Source organism: Xanthomonas cannabis, assembly GCF_040616535.1.
GTDB lineage: Bacteria > Pseudomonadota > Gammaproteobacteria > Xanthomonadales > Xanthomonadaceae > Xanthomonas > Xanthomonas cannabis.
Genome location: NZ_CP136580.1, coordinates 3,531,508 through 3,546,768, shown reverse-complemented (window position 1 = coordinate 3,546,768; position 15,261 = coordinate 3,531,508). Strand labels below are relative to the sequence as shown.

Sequence of the window (15,261 nt, the reverse complement as noted above, 5' to 3'; positions counted from 1 at the left end):
TATTGAGCAATCAGTTAGCAACGACTGCATCGTGCGTATTGCGAGCGCTTTGTTATCTTCAAGTCTGGTCGAGGGCGCGGTGCCCTCACCGCTCGCGGGACACGCCGCAAGTACGTCCTTGTAGGCTCGGTAGCGGCATCCATGCCGCCACACGGTCCCGCAATCGGCGAGGGCACCACGCCAGATAGTTGGTTGGTGGTTTTGTTGGAAAGCAAAGGTCACCGCATCACCAGCCTGCTCGTCGCTGGTTCATATCCATGCGCACCGACCGTCTCGACTGGTCCTTGCCCGCCCGCCGTCGCTGGACCTCGAGCGGCATGGATGCCGCGCCAGCGCCTACATGGACGTACTTGCGGCGTGTCCTGCGATGGTGGGCGGGGCAAGAGCCCTGCAATCAAGCAGCAGATCGAGTGCTCCACTGCTGATCTACCACCAGGTCGTCTACCAACTGCTCTGCCTTGCGGGCACGTCTCGCGCTGGTGACCAGGCAAGGATCATGCAGCAAAGGACAGCTCACTCGCACTGCAGATAACGACAGCGAAGAGCTGTGTCAGCCGCCCTTGATGTGCGGCGATGCTTCGGCCTGCTGCGTTTCCGGCATCAGCTCCAGCGCCGATGGCGTGGTACGCAGCATCGGGCGGAAGGAGATGGGATGGGTGCGGCGGCGGGTGAAGCGCAGCAGCCGCGACAGCGTGAATCCGGCCAGCGCCAGCAGCATCACCGCGAAATACACCGGCAAGGCCGCCGGGCCGAACTTCTGCATTGCACCGCCGGCCAGCGCCGGGCCGATCGCCGCACCCACACCGTGTACCAGCAGCAGGCTGCTGCAACCGGAGAGCAGGTCCTCGCGTGGCAGGTAATCGAGCATGTGCGCAACCGCAAACGGGTACAGCGAAAACGCCAACCCGCCGTAAACGAAAAACAGCACGAACAACACGGTGGTCTGCGTCTGCACCATCGGCATGGCGGCAGCGATGGCGATACCGGCGGCCAGTACGCTCACCGTGACCAGGCCGATGCGCCGGTCATGCCCGTCGCTGATGCGCCCGATCGGCCACTGCAGCACCGCACCGCCCACGATGGCAGCGAGCATGAACATCGCCACGCCGTCGGCATCCAGCCCGATGCGGCTGGCGTACACCGGCAACAGACCCCAGAACGCACCCATCGCCAGTCCGGAAAGGCCGGCAGCAACCGTCGCCACCGGCGCCAAGGCGTACAGTGTTTTCAGTCGCAGGCGCGAGACATGCGGTACCTCGGGCGGGATCAGCCGCGTGGTCATCACCGGCATCACCGCCGCGCAGATCAGGATCGCCGTCAGCGTAAACATCGCCGGTGCGCCCGCATCGCCGATGCTGAGCAGGATCTGGCCCAGCGCCAGCGCCGATAGATTGATCGCCATGTACACCGAAAATACCCGGCTGCGCCGACGCGCATCCGGCTCGGCGTTGAGCCAGCTTTCGATCACGGTGTACAGGCCGACCAGCGCCGCGCCGGTGACCAGGCGCAACACGCCCCAGCCCCAGGGATCGAGCCAGATCGGATGCAGCAGCACCGCAATCGCCGCAAGCGATGCGTAGAACGCGAATGCACGGATATGTCCGATGCGGCGGATCAACGGCGGCGCGAAGAAGGTGCCGAGGAAGAAACCGGCGAAGTAGCCGGACATGATCAGGCCCAGCGCACGCGCATCGAAGCCGGCCTGGCCACCGCGCACGGCGAGCAAGGTGCCAAGCAGCCCACTGCCGGTCAGCAGCAGGGCAACGCCGAGCAATAAGGCAGTCAGCCGCAGCATGGATGCGGCCCTCGTGGGGGGAAAGGCGCGTCGATCACGTGTTCGAGTGTAGCAGCCCGGGCAGTGCGGCTCGGTCCGGATCTCGCCGCGCGCAGCCTGCAGCGACGGTCGCCCGCACCGGCGCATGTCCACGAACTGCATCGCATGTGGGTGCGGATGGGCGACCCGCGCACGCGATGCCTGTGTTGCCACGGAGCAGTCGGACCGGATGATCGCGTGGCGGCTGTCGTACTTGCCGGCGTGCTGTCTCAACCGGCTGGCCACTGCGGCATCGCACCGCGTCGCCGGCGTCTCCGCCCATCACGCAGTGACGTGCCAACGCATCAGGCCCCATCTTCGCGCGCACTGGTTGGCCATTGCGCCGACGCACCCGCATCCGTCTAGAATCTGCGCCCCTGCATCGTCTTCCTCATCTTCTGCCATGCCCATCTACGCGTTCCAGTGCACCACCTGTGGCCATTCGTTCGACCGCCTGCAGAAGATGGCCGACCCCGATCCGCAAAGCTGCCCGGCCTGCGCCGCGGCCACCATCAAGCGCCAGGTCACCGCGCCGTCGTTCCGGTTGTCCGGCAGCGGCTGGTACGAGACCGATTTCAAGTCGGCCGGCGAAAAGAAGAAGAACCTCACCGACAGCAGCGCAGGCGGCGAGGCCAAGCCTGCCGCGGCCGGCGACAGCAAGCCAGCAGCTGCACCGGCCGCAGCAGCGGCGAAGCCGGCATCCGGCGCGGCGTGACGGCGACCCTGCCAGGCGGCGACACCTGCACGACTTGCGCGACGAAAACGACACAGGCCGGTCCACGCCGGACCGACCTGTGGATTCCCGCCTGCAACGGCCCCCGTTCAACCCTCAGCGGGCATCGAACCGCGCGCGGCAGCCATCGTTGACCCAGACCGTCGAGCGGCGCGAGTCGTAGCCCCAGGTGCGGCCTTCCTCGCAGCGCGTGTCCGACAGCTGGCGGGTCAGCATCGGGCGGCCGGCGTCCGCGTCCCACTTGCAGGTGCGCAGGCGGCGGTCGTCGCTGTTGCAGGTCACCGAGTAATCGCCGCGAGGGCCGCCGCCGCGGTCATCCCGGTCCCAGCCGCCGCCACGGGCCTGCGCAAAATCGGCCCGGCAGCCGTCGTCCACCCAGATGCGGCCTTGTTCCTGATGCCAGTTGCGTCCCTCCACGCAGGGGGTGCCGGAGAGCTGGCGCACGATCATTGCGCGCCGCCAACCGGTATTGCAGACCGCCTGGCGCTGGTCGCGGCTCTCGCAGCGCACCGTGCCGGCTGCGGCGTTACCGGGGCGATCGTCGCCACCATTCCAGCCACCACCGCCCCAGCCGCCGCGGGCCTCGGCAAAGCGGCCGCGACAGCCGTTGTCCACCCAGATCCGGCCGCGGTCGCTGCCCCAGTTGCGCCCTTCGATGCAGCGCGTGCCGGAAATGTTTTCCACCAGCGCCGCGCGGCCACGGAACGGGGTGTCGCATTCGCGGCGGCGGTTGTCGTTGCTGGAACAGGTGACGGTCTGGCCGTTCCAGCCACGGTCCTGCGCGGCGGCGGGACGGCTGGCCAGCGCGCCACCGAAGGCGAGGAGGCTGAAGCCGGAGATCAGCAGGGCGGTGCGCAGCATCGTGGCGTCCTTGGTGCGGGAGGGGCGTGGCGCCTATTCAGCCGGGCACCGACTTAAGCGCCGGTGACCGCCGCCGCATTTGCTCCTGCCGCCCGCCGGCCCCAGAATATCCGGCTTTCCGGCGCTGTCCTGCGTCGGGTTTTCAGCGGAGCTTTCGATGCGTACCCACTTCTGCGGCCTGGTCGACGAGACCATGATCGGCCAAACCGTCACTCTCGCCGGCTGGACCGACGTGGCCCGCAATCTGGGCGGGGTGTGCTTCATCGACCTGCGCGACCACGAAGGCATCGTGCAGGTGACGGTGGAGCCGGTGGCTGGCGACGACGTCAGCGCAGAGCTGTTCAAGGTGGCCGCCAGCCTCGGCTACGAGGACGTGCTGCAGGTCGAAGGTGTGGTGCGCGCGCGGCATGCGGTCAACGACAAGCTGCGCACCGGCAAGGTGGAAGTGAGCGCCACGCGCATCAGCATCCTCAACAAGGCCGCGCCGCTGCCGTTCCACGCGCACGAGAACCCCGGCGAAGACACCCGCCTGAAGTATCGCTATCTGGACCTGCGCCGTCCGGAAATGCAGCGCATGCAGCGCACCCGCATCAAGCTGGTGCAGGCGCTGCGCCGGCACCTGGATGCGCGCGATTTCCAGGACATCGAAACCCCGATCCTGACCAAGGCCACTCCGGAAGGCGCGCGCGACTTCCTGGTGCCGGCGCGCATGCATCCGGGCGAGTTCTACGCATTGCCGCAGAGCCCGCAGCTGTTCAAGCAGATCCTGATGGTGGCCGGCTTCGACCGCTACTACCAGATCGCACGCTGCTTCCGCGACGAAGCGCTGCGCGCCGATCGCCAGCTGGAATTCACCCAGCTCGACATGGAGTTCGCTTTCGTGCGCGAACGCGACGTGCAGGATTTCGTCGAGGACATGATCCGCGCCATCTTCAAGGAAGTGGTGGACGTCGAGCTGGCCGCGCAGTTCCCGCGCATGACCTGGGCCGAGGCGATGCGTCGCTATGGCTCGGACAAGCCGGACCTGCGCATCGATCTGGAATTGGTCGATGTGGCCGAGCTGGTCAAGTCCAGCGAATTCCCGGTGTTCACCGCCGCCGCCAATGATGCCGACGGTCGCGTTGCCGCGCTGCGCATCCCCGGTGGCGCAGCGCTGTCGCGCAAGCAGATCGACGAATACGCCGCGCATGCCGCCAAGTACGGTGCCAAGGGCCTGGCCTACATCAAGCTCTCGGAGACCGGCGAGGTCAGCTCGCCGATCGCCAAGTTCTTCTCCGAAGACGCCTTCGCCGCGCTGCTCAAGCACGTCGGCGTCGGCAATGGCGACATCGTGTTCTTCGGCGCCGGCGGCTACAACAAGGTGTCCGATTTCATGGGCGCGCTGCGCCTGAAGGCCGGCAAGGAGTTCAACCTGGTCGCCGATGGCTGGGCGCCGCTGTGGGTCACCGATTTCCCGATGTTCGAATGGGACGACGAGGCGCAGCGTTACGTCGCCTTGCATCACCCCTTCACCGCGCCGGCGGTGGACGATATCGCCGACCTGCGCGCCAATGCCCGCACCGCGGTGTCGCGTGGCTACGACATGGTGCTCAACGGCAATGAAATCGGCGGCGGCTCGATCCGTATCCATCGCCCGGACATGCAGAGCGCAGTGTTCGAGCTGCTCGGCATCGGCGCCGAAGAAGCGCGCGCCAAGTTCGGCTTCCTGCTGGATGCCCTGAACTACGGCGCCCCGCCGCACGGCGGCATCGCCTTCGGCATCGACCGCATCGCTGCGCTGATGGCCGGCACCGAATCCATCCGCGACGTGATCCCGTTCCCCAAGACCACGGGCGCACAGGACCTGATGACCGACGCCCCGTCGCCGATCGCCGCCGAACAGCTGGCCGAGGTGCACGTGCAGGTGCGCCCCAAGCAGGCCTGACCTGCGCGCAAGCACGGCCACGCCTCGCGCGTGGCCGTGTTTGCCCTGCCAGGCGCCAACGACCTTGGCGAAGTAGTGGCGACCCATCCGTGCGCCGCGCTCAGGCGCCGCATTTGCCGATTCCCGATTCTCCACTTGCAGCAGCGCCGCCGCATGCGAGAAGCTGCCACGTCCCATCCGGTACGAGAGGCCCGCATGACCCGCATCCGCCGCGCCACACCGGACGATGCCGAAGCGCTGTCGCTGTTGGCCGCACAGACCTTTACCGAAACCTTCGGGCATCTGTATCCAGAAGAAGACCTGCGTGGTTTTCTCGAAGAAACGTATGCGGTCGAGCGCGCGCGCATCGTGCTGGGGCATCCGGACTACGCGATCTGGTTGCTGGAGATGGACAACCTGTTGGTTGGTCATGCTGCCGCCGGCCCCTGCGGGCTGCCGCACGCAGACGTACGCCCAGCCGATGGAGAGCTCAAGCGGCTGTATCTGCTGAAGGACTACCAGAACAGCGGTTGGGGCAGCCGGCTGTTCGAAACCGCACTGGAGTGGCTGGAGCGCGACGGCCCGCGCACCCTGTGGATCGGCGTGTGGTCGGAGAACTTCGGCGCGCAGCGGTTCTATGCGCGCTACGGTTTCGAGAAAGTGGGCGAGTACGACTTCCCGGTGGGCAAAGTTGTCGATCGCGAACACATCCTGCGTCGCAGGCCGCTGATCGCGGCCGATTGACGGCATGCCGGCACCGTCCGCACTTGCCCGGCGATTGCGCGCCACCTGCAGGCAATCGCGCTGATGCCCGGCGCGGCCGCTGCATTTCCAGGTGCAGCCAGGCGCGCCTCGCGCGAGCCGGCGACCACCGCCGACGTGCTGCTGGTCCACGGCATCTGGAACACCGCGCACTGGCTGCTGCCGCTGGCCCGGCGGCTGCGGAGCGAGGGACTGGCGCCTGCAGTGTTCGGCTATGCCAGCGTATTCGGCGGTCCGGCGCAGGCAGTGCCGCAATTGATCGCGCGGCTGCGCGCCAGCCGTGCACAACTGTTGATCTGCCATAGCCTCGGCGGCCTGGTGGCCCTGCAGGCGTTGCAGGACGCGCCCGATCTGCCGGTGCGTCGAGTGGTCTGTCTTGGCTCGCCGCTGCGCGGCAGTGCCGCCGCGCGCAGCCTGGCCCGGCGTGGCGGCGTATGGGCCATGGGCCGCAGCGCCGCGCTGTTGCAGCACGGGTTCACCCGTTGGGACGGGTCGGCCGAGATCGGCCAGGTGGCCGGCTGCGTGCCACGCGGCGTCGGCCGCTGGCTGGCGCCCCTGGACGCCGGCTCCGACGGCACCGTTGCGCTGGCCGAAACCCGCCTGCCCGGCCTGCGCGACCATTGCGTGGTGCAGGCCAGCCACAGCGGCTTGTTGCGCTCGCCCGAGGCGGCCCGGCAAGCCCTGGCCTTCCTGCGCAACGGCCACTTTGCGCCTTGAACATCCGCTGGCGCATGTCGGCGCCCCGGTGCGGGCGAGCAATCAGGTAAAATCCGCGCCCTGTCATCCAAGCCAGTCTGGAACCACCCATGGGTAGAGGCCCCTCGATCGAAGGCCGCAAGAACGCCTCCGACGCCAAACGCGGCAAGATGTTCACCAAGATCATCCGCGAGATCAGCGTGGCCGCACGCGCCGGCGGCGGCGACCCGTCCAACAATCCGCGCCTGCGAACCGCCATGGACAAGGGCCTGTCGGCGAACATGTCCAAGGACGTGATCGAGCGCGCCATCAAGAAGTCCACCGGCGAGCTGGAAGGGGTGGAATACGAAGAAGTGCGCTACGAGGGCTATGCCCCCGGCGGCGTGGCGGTGATCGTGGACTGCCTGACCGACAACCGCGTGCGCACCGTGGCCGACGTGCGCCACGCCTTCAGCAAGTGCGGCGGCAACATGGGCACCGACGGCTCGGTGGCCTTCATGTTCAAGCGCCTGGGCGTGCTGAGCTTTGCCGCCGGCACCGACGAGGACACCCTCACCGACGCCGCCATCGAGGCCGGCGCCGACGATGTGGTGGTGTACCCGGAAGACGGCGCCATCGACGTGCTGACCGCCCCGGACGCCTTTGCCCAGGTCAAGGACGCACTGGTCGCTGCCGGGCTGGAACCGGCGCATGCCGAAATCACCTTCCGCGCCGACAACGACATCGCCGTGGACGGCGATACCGCGCTGCAGGTCCGCAAGCTGCTCGACATGCTCGAAGACCTGGACGACGTCCAGGACGTCTATTCGAACGTCGACCAAGCGGCGCTCGGCGCGTAAGCGCCGGGAATCGGGAATGGAGAATCGGGAATCGAAACAGCAGCATCCTGCATCGCTCGGCAATGTCGAGCACGCCAGTAGGCCGCTTTACCCATTCCCGATTCCCGACTCCCCAATCCCGGCCTCTAGATGACCCGCATCCTGGGCATCGATCCCGGCTCGCAGCGCACCGGCATCGGCATCATCGATATCGACGAAGGCGGTCGCAGCCGGCATGTGCACCACGCGCCGCTGGTGTTGCTGGGCGAGGGCGACTTTGCGCAGCGGCTCAAGCGCCTGCTGCACGGGCTGGGCGAGCTGATCGAGACCTACCGGCCGGACGAGGTAGCGATCGAGAAGGTGTTCATGGGCAAGAGCGCCGATTCGGCGCTCAAGCTCGGCCATGCACGTGGCGCGGCGATCTGCGCGGTCGTCATGCGCGACCTGCCGGTGCACGAGTACGCTGCCACCGAAATCAAGCTGGCGCTGGTCGGCAAGGGCGGCGCGGACAAGGTGCAGGTGCAGCACATGGTCGGCATCATGCTCAACCTGAAAGGCAAGCTGCAGCCCGACGCCGCCGACGCACTGGCGGTCGCCATCACTCACGCCCACGTCCGCGCCTCCGCGCAACGTCTGGGCGTCAATACGCAACAGGCCTGGAGCCGCAAAAGATGAGAATCGGGAATCGGGAATCGGGAATCGGGAATTGCAAGTGCATGGTCCAGAGCAGCGCACGCTGTTTCGATTCCCCATTCCCGATTCCCCATTCCCGGCACCGCCAAGGCGGTGCCGCGTGATCGGCCGTCTGCGCGGGATCCTGGCCTATAAGCAGCCGCCGTGGCTGGTGATCGACGTGGGTGGAGTGGGCTACGAGCTGGAGGCGCCGATGAGCACCTTCTACGACCTGCCCGACGTCGGTCGCGACGTCATCCTGTTTACCCATTACGCGCAGAAGGAAGACAGCGTGGCGCTGTACGGCTTCCTGCGCGAAGGCGAGCGGCGGCTGTTCCGCGACGTGCAGAAGGTCACCGGCATCGGTGCCAAGATCGCGCTGGCAGTGCTGTCCGGCGTCAGCGTAGACGAGTTCGCCCGCCTGATCACCAGCGGCGACATCACCGCGCTCACGCGCATCCCCGGCATCGGTAAGAAGACCGCCGAGCGCATGGTGGTGGAGCTGCGCGACCGCGCCGCCGACTTCAGCAGCGGTGCGCCGATCACCGGCCAGCTCGGCCCGGATGCGGTGTCCGAGGCCACGGTGGCCTTGCAGCAGCTGGGTTACAAGCCGGCCGAGGCCACACGCATGGCGCGCGAGGCCGGGGCAGAAGGCGACGACGTCGCCATGGTCATCCGCAAGGCCCTGCAGGCCGCGCTGCGTTAAGCGGCCTCGACCTTTCCCATTCTTCACGCCCTTCGGCGATACCCTGCCCACTCATGTCACAGACCTCCACTCCTGCAGCGGGCCATGGCCACGCGCCCGCCAACAGCCATATGGCCTTGGTCATCGGCGCCATTGGCGTCGTGTTCGGCGATATCGGCACCAGCCCGCTGTACACCCTGAAGGAGGCGTTTTCGCCGCACTACGGGCTGAGCAGCGACCACGACACGGTGCTGGGGGTGCTGTCGCTGGCGTTCTGGGCACTGATGATCACTGTGACGCTCAAGTACGTCACCATCATCATGCGCGCCGACAACGAGGGCGAGGGCGGCATCATGGCGTTGATGGCGCTGACCCAGCGCACCCTCAAGCAGGGCTCGCGTTCGGCGTATGTGGTGGGCATTCTCGGCATCTTCGGCGCCTCGCTGTTCTTCGGTGACGGCGTGATCACCCCGGCCATCTCGGTGATGGGCGCGGTGGAAGGCCTGGAAATCGCCGCGCCCAGCCTGCATCCCTTCATCGTGCCGATCACCGTGGTGGTGCTGCTGATCGTGTTCATGGTGCAGCGTTTCGGCACCGAGACCGTGGGCAAGGTGTTCGGCCCGATCACCTGCCTGTGGTTTTTGTCGCTGGGCGCGATCGGCGCCTGGAACATCGTCGATGCACCGGAGGTGATGAAGGCCTTCAACCCGTGGTGGGCGATCCGCTTCTTCATCGAGCACGGCTGGCACGGGGTGTTCATCCTGGGCGCGGTGGTGCTGGCGGTGACCGGCGGCGAGGCGCTGTACGCGGACATGGGGCACTTCGGCGCAAAGCCGATCCGCCACGGCTGGTATTTCTTCGTGCTGCCGATGCTGCTGCTCAATTACCTGGGCCAGGGTGCGCTGGTGCTCAATCACCCGTCCGCGCTGAAGAACCCGTTCTTCGAGGCGGTGCCTGGCTGGGCGTTGTACCCGATGATCATCCTGGCCACGCTGGCGGCGGTGATCGCCTCGCAGGCGGTGATCACCGGCGCCTATTCGGTGGCCCGTCAGGCCATGCAGCTGGGTTACATCCCGCGCATGCTGATCAAGCACACCTCGCGCGACACCATCGGCCAGATCTACGTACCCGGCATCAACTGGCTGCTGATGGTGATGGTGATCGCGCTGGTGCTGATCTTCCGCAGCTCCACCAACCTGGCGGTGGCCTACGGCATCTCGGTGTCGATGACCATGCTGATCGACACCCTGTTGCTGGCCCTGGTCGCCCGCGCGCTGTGGCCGCGCTGGCGCAACTGGGTGCTGCCCCTGTGCGTGGTGTTCTTCATCATCGAACTGGCCTTCGTGATCGCCAACGGCGCCAAGCTGCTGCAGGGTGCTTGGTTCCCGCTCGCGCTGGGCATCGTGGTGTTCACCCTGATGCGTACCTGGCGTCGCGGCCGCGCACTGCTGCGCGAGGAAATCCGCAAGGACGGTATCCGCATCGACAGCTTCCTGCCGGGCCTGATGCTGGCCCCGCCGGCGCGCGTGCCGGGCATGGCGGTGTTCCTGACTGCCGACCCGATGGTGGTGCCGCATGCACTCATGCATAACCTCAAGCACAACAAGGTGCTGCACGAGCGCAACATCTTCCTCAACGTCGATACCCTGCCGATTCCGTATGCGCCGGTGGACAAGCGCCTGCAGATCGAATCGATCGGCGACGAGTTCTACCGCGTCTACGTGCGCTTCGGCTTCATGGAGACGCCCGACGTGCCGCTGGCGCTGATGCGCTCCTGCGACCAGGGTGGTATCCATTTCGATCCGATGGACACCACCTTCTTCGCCAGCCGCGAGACCATCGTGGCCAGCGCCAACCGCGGCATGCCGATCTGGCGCGACAAGCTGTTCGCGCTGATGCATCGCAATGCCGCGCCGGCGACCGGCTTCTTCCGCATTCCGGGCAATCGCCTGGTGGAGCTCGGCGCGCAGGTGGAGATTTAAATGCCGGGACCCGGGACCCGGGGCCGGGGACCCGGTAAAAGCGGGCTGCAGTCTTCTACAATTGCCGGATCATGATTTCTTTCCTGTCCTCCGCTGCCCCGCCCGCAATCGCACGCCATGCGCTTGCCGGGTCCCCGGTCCCCGGTCCCGGGTCCTGCTGATGGACCAGCGCATCATCGCCAGCAGCTCCACCCGCGAGGACGAAGCCGCCGATGCGAGCATCCGTCCCAAGCGCCTGGCCGACTATCTCGGTCAGCAGCCGGTGCGCGAGCAGATGGAGATCTACATCCAGGCGGCCAAGGCGCGCGGCGAGGCCATGGACCATGTGCTGATCTTCGGCCCGCCCGGGCTCGGCAAGACCACGCTCAGCCATGTGATCGCCAATGAGCTCGGCGTGAGCCTGCGGGTGACATCCGGCCCGGTGATCGAGAAGGCCGGCGATCTAGCGGCGCTGCTGACCAACCTGCAGCCGCACGACGTGTTGTTCATCGACGAGATCCATCGCCTGTCGCCGGTGGTGGAGGAAGTGCTGTATCCGGCGATGGAAGATTTCCAGATCGACATCATGATCGGCGACGGCCCGGCTGCGCGCTCGATCAAGATCGACCTGCCGCCGTTTACCCTGATCGGCGCCACCACGCGTGCCGGCCTGCTGACCGCGCCGCTGCGCGACCGCTTCGGCATCGTGCAACGCCTGGAGTTTTATTCGCCCCAGGAGCTGACCCGCATCGTGATCCGCTCGGCCGCGATCCTGGGCATCGACTGCACACCCGAGGGCGCTGCCGAAATCGCGCGCCGCGCCCGCGGCACCCCGCGGATTGCCAACCGCCTGCTGCGCCGGGTGCGCGACTACGCCCAGGTCAAGGCGGCCGGCCACATCGATCTGCCAGTGGCGCAGGCCGCCATGCAGATGCTGAAAGTGGACCCGGAAGGCTTCGATGAGCTCGACCGCCGCATGCTGCGCACCATCGTCGAGCATTTCGATGGCGGCCCGGTGGGCGTGGAATCGCTGGCCGCCTCGCTGTCGGAAGAGCGCGGCACGTTGGAAGACGTGATCGAGCCCTACCTGATCCAGCAGGGCTTCCTGATCCGCACCGCGCGCGGCCGCATGGTCACCACCAAGGCTTACCTGCATCTGGGCCTGAAGCCGCCACGCGACCGCGCCGCAAGCATCGGCGAACCGGGAGAGCTGTTTTGACGGTGCTCCATTGGTCGCCCGCCCGGGCCGTCCCGACCGACATTCCGTGCCCATGACCACCGAATCACGATTCCCAACTCCCCAATCCCCGCTTGTATTCAGTTGGCCGACACGCGTCTACTGGGAAGATACCGACGCCGGCGGGGTGGTCTACCACGCGCGCTACGTCGCCTTCCTGGAACGTGCGCGCACCGAGTGGATGCGCGCGGCCGGTTACGGGCAGGACCTGATGCGCCAGGACCACGGTCTGGTGTTTGCGGTCCGCTCGATGCAACTGGATTTCCTCAAGCCGGCCCGGCTCGACGACGCGCTGTCAGTGTCGGCGGTGCTGTTGAAATGCAGACGGGCCAGCCTGCAGTTTGCGCAGTCGGTCCGCCGCGAAGGCGAAGTGCTGCTGACGGCCGAGGTGCGGATTGCCGCACTCGCTGCCAGCGACTTCCGCCCGCGCGGCATGGACGATGCGGTATACGACGTGTTGAAAGCTCTAGAAACCACAGAATCCGATTACTGAGGAACGAACGGATGTCGATTGCATTGCTCCTGGCCCTGCAGGACACGGTAGTGGAAGCACTACCGCAGGACGTCACCGCGGCCGCGGCGCAAACCGCCACGGCGGCGCACAACAGCAGCATCAACTACGTGGATCTGATCCTGCGGGCCAGTATCCCGGTGAAGATCATCGTGCTGTTGCTGTTGATCGGCTCGTTCATCAGCTGGGTCATCATTTTTCGCAAGGCGCGCGCGTTCAAGCAGGCCAACCGCGAGGCCGACGAATTTGAAAACCGCTTCTGGTCCGGCGCCGATCTGGCCAAGCTGTACGCGTCGGCGACCGATCGCAACCGCACTGTTGGTGGCCTGGAATCGATGTTCGAGAGCGGCTTCCGCGAGTTCTCGCGGTTGCGCGACCGCCGCCGCCTGGACGCACGCGTGCAGCTGGAAGGCGCACAGCGCGCCATGCGTACCGCCTTCACCCGTGAGGTCGACCAGCTCGAGCGCAATCTCGAACTGTTGGCCAACATCGGTTCCACCGCGCCCTACGTCGGCCTGGTCGGCACCGTGTTCGGCATCATGGTGACCATGCACGACATGGTCAGCAGTGGCGAGCAGGCCGGTATCGCAGCGGTGGCACCGGGCATCTCCGAAGCCCTGTTCGCCACCGCCATCGGCCTGTTCGTGGCGATCCCAGCCGTGTGGGCCTATAACCGCTTCACCACGCGCGTGGAACGGCTGTCGGTGCGCTACGAGACCTTCGCCGACGAGTTCAGCTCCATCCTGCAGCGCCAGGCCGGCGCGGACGAGTAATGCGTGCTCCTTGCAAGCCTGTGACGGTTCGCGCATCGGGCCATGGGCGCCGCGCCGCGGTGGGTGGAGCCCGCCGCGCGCAAGCCAGCGCACGGACGTGCGCATCGGCCAGCGCAGGCGAGCCACTCGCGACAGATCGCACATGCATGTGCGAGGGATTAATTAGGAACGTTTCGCGATGATCTCCGGTATTTCCCGCCGTAAGAAGCGCAAGCTCAAATCCGACATCAACGTCGTGCCGTACATCGACGTGATGCTGGTGCTGCTGATCATCTTCATGGTGACCGCACCGCTGTTGACCCTGAGTACCGACGTCAGCCTGCCGAGCTCGCGCGCCAAAGCGCTGGAGAGCAAGCAGGACCCGATCGTGGTGGTGGTCGCCGCCGATGGCCAGCTGGCGTTGCAGCTGCCCAAGGGCAAGCCGCAGGCGATGGACGTCGCTGCCCTGCAGGCGCAGCTGGCCGCCATCGTGGCGCAGGACAAGGACGCGCGCGTGGTCGTGGCCGGCGATCGCGCCGCGCCATACCAGAAGATCATGGACGCCATCGACGTGCTCAAGCAGGCCAAGGTCGAGAAGGTCGGCCTGATCTCCGACTCCGGCGGCACTGCAGGCAGCGATGCACGCTGACGCACTCCCGACCCAAGGCACGCGCGAGGATGGCTGGCTGCGACCGGTCATGCTGGCCCTGGTCGTGCACATCCTGGTCGCGCTGGTGTTCATCGCCGGCTGGCTGTGGTCGCCCGAACGCTCGGTCGAGCCGGCCGCGGGCGACCCCAGCATGGAAGCTTCGCTGGATGTCTCCGCCGCGGAGGCGCGCGTCGCGCGCCAGGCGCTGAAGGCCACGCCAGTGGAAGCACCGCCTCCGCCGGCCCCATTGCCCGAGCCCGCGCCGGAAGACACCGTGCCGCCACCGCAGCCGATCCCCGAGCCGCGCCCGCAGGATGCGCCCACGCCGCAGCAGGCGCAGGCGCAGGAACGCGTGGCCCAGCCGGACAAGGTGGATCAGGAGAAGGTCGACGCATTGGCCATTTCCGCCGAAAAGGCCAAGCAGGAGCAGGAAGCCAAGCGCCGCCAGGAGCAGATCGACCTGACCGAGCGCAAGCGCCAGGAAGAGGCCGAGCAGAAATTGCGCCTGGCCAAGCAGCAGGAAGAGGCCGACGCCAAGAAGAAGCAGGCCGCCGCGCAGCAGGCGGCCGCCAATGCCGAGCGCGAAAAGAAGATTGCCGACATCCGCCGGCAGCGCGAGCAGGCCACCAAGGAAGCGGCACTGGCAGAACAGAAGCTGCGGCAGGTGGCTGCTGCGCGCGCCCAGCAGGCGTCAGCGGCCGCGGCGACCAGCGCGCAGCCGACCGCGGGGCAGGGCGGCACCAGTACCGATCTGTCGGCCAAGTACGCCGCCGCGATCCAGCAGAAGGTGCTGGCCCAGTGGGTGCGCCCGCCGTCGGTGCCGCCGGGTCAGAAGTGCACCATCAACATCCGCCAGTTGCCCGGTGGCAGCGTGATGGAAGCCAAGGTCGCGCCGGGTTGCCCGTATGACGAGGCCGGCCAGCGTTCGATCGAAGCCGCGGTATTGAGTGCGCAGCCGCTGCCGTACCGTGGTTTCGAATCGGTGTTCCAGCGCAATCTGACCTTCGTGTTCACCGCGCAGGACCAGTAACCGGCGTCGGTACTGGCCGGGCCGCGGCTGCCTGCGCGCGCTGCAGCCCGGCGACGAGGGCAGGGCCGTCGGAGCTGGTGTACGCGTGACGGCCGCCGCCACCAGGCAGTGGCGCAGTCGCTGCGCACCGGCGATTGGCCGGCAGTGCCATCCAATTTGCTACACGATCAATCGCTCC

15 protein-coding genes are annotated in these 15,261 nt (G+C 67.0%); 13 read left to right on the top strand and 2 right to left on the bottom strand.

Annotated features, from left to right (window positions below; translation table 11 throughout):
- Positions 1-550: 550 nt before the first annotated feature.
- Positions 551-1,795 (bottom strand): MFS transporter, encoded by a 1,245-nt coding sequence (locus RZV17_RS15080; protein ID WP_355604615.1) that lies wholly within the window; start codon positions 1,793-1,795, stop codon positions 551-553.
- A gap of 421 nt (positions 1,796-2,216) precedes the next feature.
- On the opposite strand from RZV17_RS15080, the gene RZV17_RS15075 reads away from it, so the two are divergent.
- Complete coding sequence (locus RZV17_RS15075) at positions 2,217-2,528, top strand: FmdB family zinc ribbon protein (RefSeq protein WP_039413797.1); 312 nt, start codon at positions 2,217-2,219, stop codon at positions 2,526-2,528.
- Between the two features lie 114 nt (positions 2,529-2,642).
- Here RZV17_RS15075 and RZV17_RS15070 read toward each other — a convergent pair whose 3' ends face one another.
- Positions 2,643-3,407 carry a DUF3011 domain-containing protein gene (locus tag RZV17_RS15070; protein WP_047695296.1) on the bottom strand — a complete coding sequence of 255 codons (765 nt, stop codon included), beginning with the start codon at positions 3,405-3,407 and terminating at the stop codon, positions 2,643-2,645.
- A 157-nt stretch (positions 3,408-3,564) separates the two neighbouring features.
- Here RZV17_RS15070 and aspS point away from each other — a divergent pair, with 157 nt between their 5' ends.
- The 12 genes from aspS (at position 3,565) to tolA (ending at position 15,083) form a co-directional block, all read left to right on the top strand.
- Positions 3,565-5,331, top strand: a complete 1,767-nt coding sequence (aspS, locus tag RZV17_RS15065) for an aspartate--tRNA ligase (RefSeq protein WP_355604611.1) — start codon at positions 3,565-3,567, stop codon at positions 5,329-5,331.
- Between the two features lie 195 nt (positions 5,332-5,526).
- Positions 5,527-6,054 carry an N-acetyltransferase gene (locus tag RZV17_RS15060; RefSeq protein ID WP_355604608.1) on the top strand — a complete coding sequence of 176 codons (528 nt, stop codon included), beginning with the start codon at positions 5,527-5,529 and terminating at the stop codon, positions 6,052-6,054.
- 63 nt (positions 6,055-6,117) lie between these two features.
- Positions 6,118-6,789, top strand: a complete 672-nt coding sequence (locus RZV17_RS15055; protein ID WP_355604605.1) for an alpha/beta fold hydrolase — start codon at positions 6,118-6,120, stop codon at positions 6,787-6,789.
- An 89-nt stretch (positions 6,790-6,878) separates the two neighbouring features.
- Positions 6,879-7,607 carry a YebC/PmpR family DNA-binding transcriptional regulator gene (locus RZV17_RS15050; protein WP_166749117.1) on the top strand — a complete coding sequence of 243 codons (729 nt, stop codon included), beginning with the start codon at positions 6,879-6,881 and terminating at the stop codon, positions 7,605-7,607.
- A gap of 129 nt (positions 7,608-7,736) precedes the next feature.
- On the top strand, positions 7,737-8,261 hold the full coding sequence (ruvC, locus tag RZV17_RS15045; protein ID WP_355604600.1) for a crossover junction endodeoxyribonuclease RuvC: 525 nt from the start codon (positions 7,737-7,739) through the stop codon (positions 8,259-8,261).
- A 118-nt stretch (positions 8,262-8,379) separates the two neighbouring features.
- On the top strand, positions 8,380-8,964 hold the full coding sequence (gene ruvA, locus RZV17_RS15040; protein ID WP_039413813.1) for a Holliday junction branch migration protein RuvA: 585 nt from the start codon (positions 8,380-8,382) through the stop codon (positions 8,962-8,964).
- A gap of 53 nt (positions 8,965-9,017) precedes the next feature.
- Positions 9,018-10,925, top strand: coding sequence for a potassium transporter Kup (locus RZV17_RS15035; RefSeq protein ID WP_039563631.1), 1,908 nt, complete (start codon positions 9,018-9,020; stop codon positions 10,923-10,925).
- 157 nt (positions 10,926-11,082) lie between these two features.
- A complete protein-coding gene (ruvB, locus tag RZV17_RS15030; RefSeq protein ID WP_355609409.1) occupies positions 11,083-12,123 on the top strand; it encodes a Holliday junction branch migration DNA helicase RuvB in 1,041 nt (346 codons plus the stop codon).
- A 52-nt stretch (positions 12,124-12,175) separates the two neighbouring features.
- Positions 12,176-12,634 carry a tol-pal system-associated acyl-CoA thioesterase gene (gene ybgC, locus RZV17_RS15025; protein ID WP_355604597.1) on the top strand — a complete coding sequence of 153 codons (459 nt, stop codon included), beginning with the start codon at positions 12,176-12,178 and terminating at the stop codon, positions 12,632-12,634.
- 11 nt (positions 12,635-12,645) lie between these two features.
- A complete protein-coding gene (tolQ, locus tag RZV17_RS15020) occupies positions 12,646-13,425 on the top strand; it encodes a protein TolQ (RefSeq protein ID WP_039415390.1) in 780 nt (259 codons plus the stop codon).
- Between the two features lie 178 nt (positions 13,426-13,603).
- Complete coding sequence (gene tolR, locus RZV17_RS15015; protein ID WP_039415386.1) at positions 13,604-14,053, top strand: protein TolR; 450 nt, start codon at positions 13,604-13,606, stop codon at positions 14,051-14,053.
- Positions 14,043-15,083, top strand: coding sequence for a cell envelope integrity protein TolA (tolA, locus tag RZV17_RS15010; RefSeq protein WP_179454462.1), 1,041 nt, complete (start codon positions 14,043-14,045; stop codon positions 15,081-15,083). The genes tolR and tolA overlap by 11 nt, the downstream gene beginning before the upstream one ends.
- The last annotated feature ends 178 nt before the right edge of the window (positions 15,084-15,261 follow it).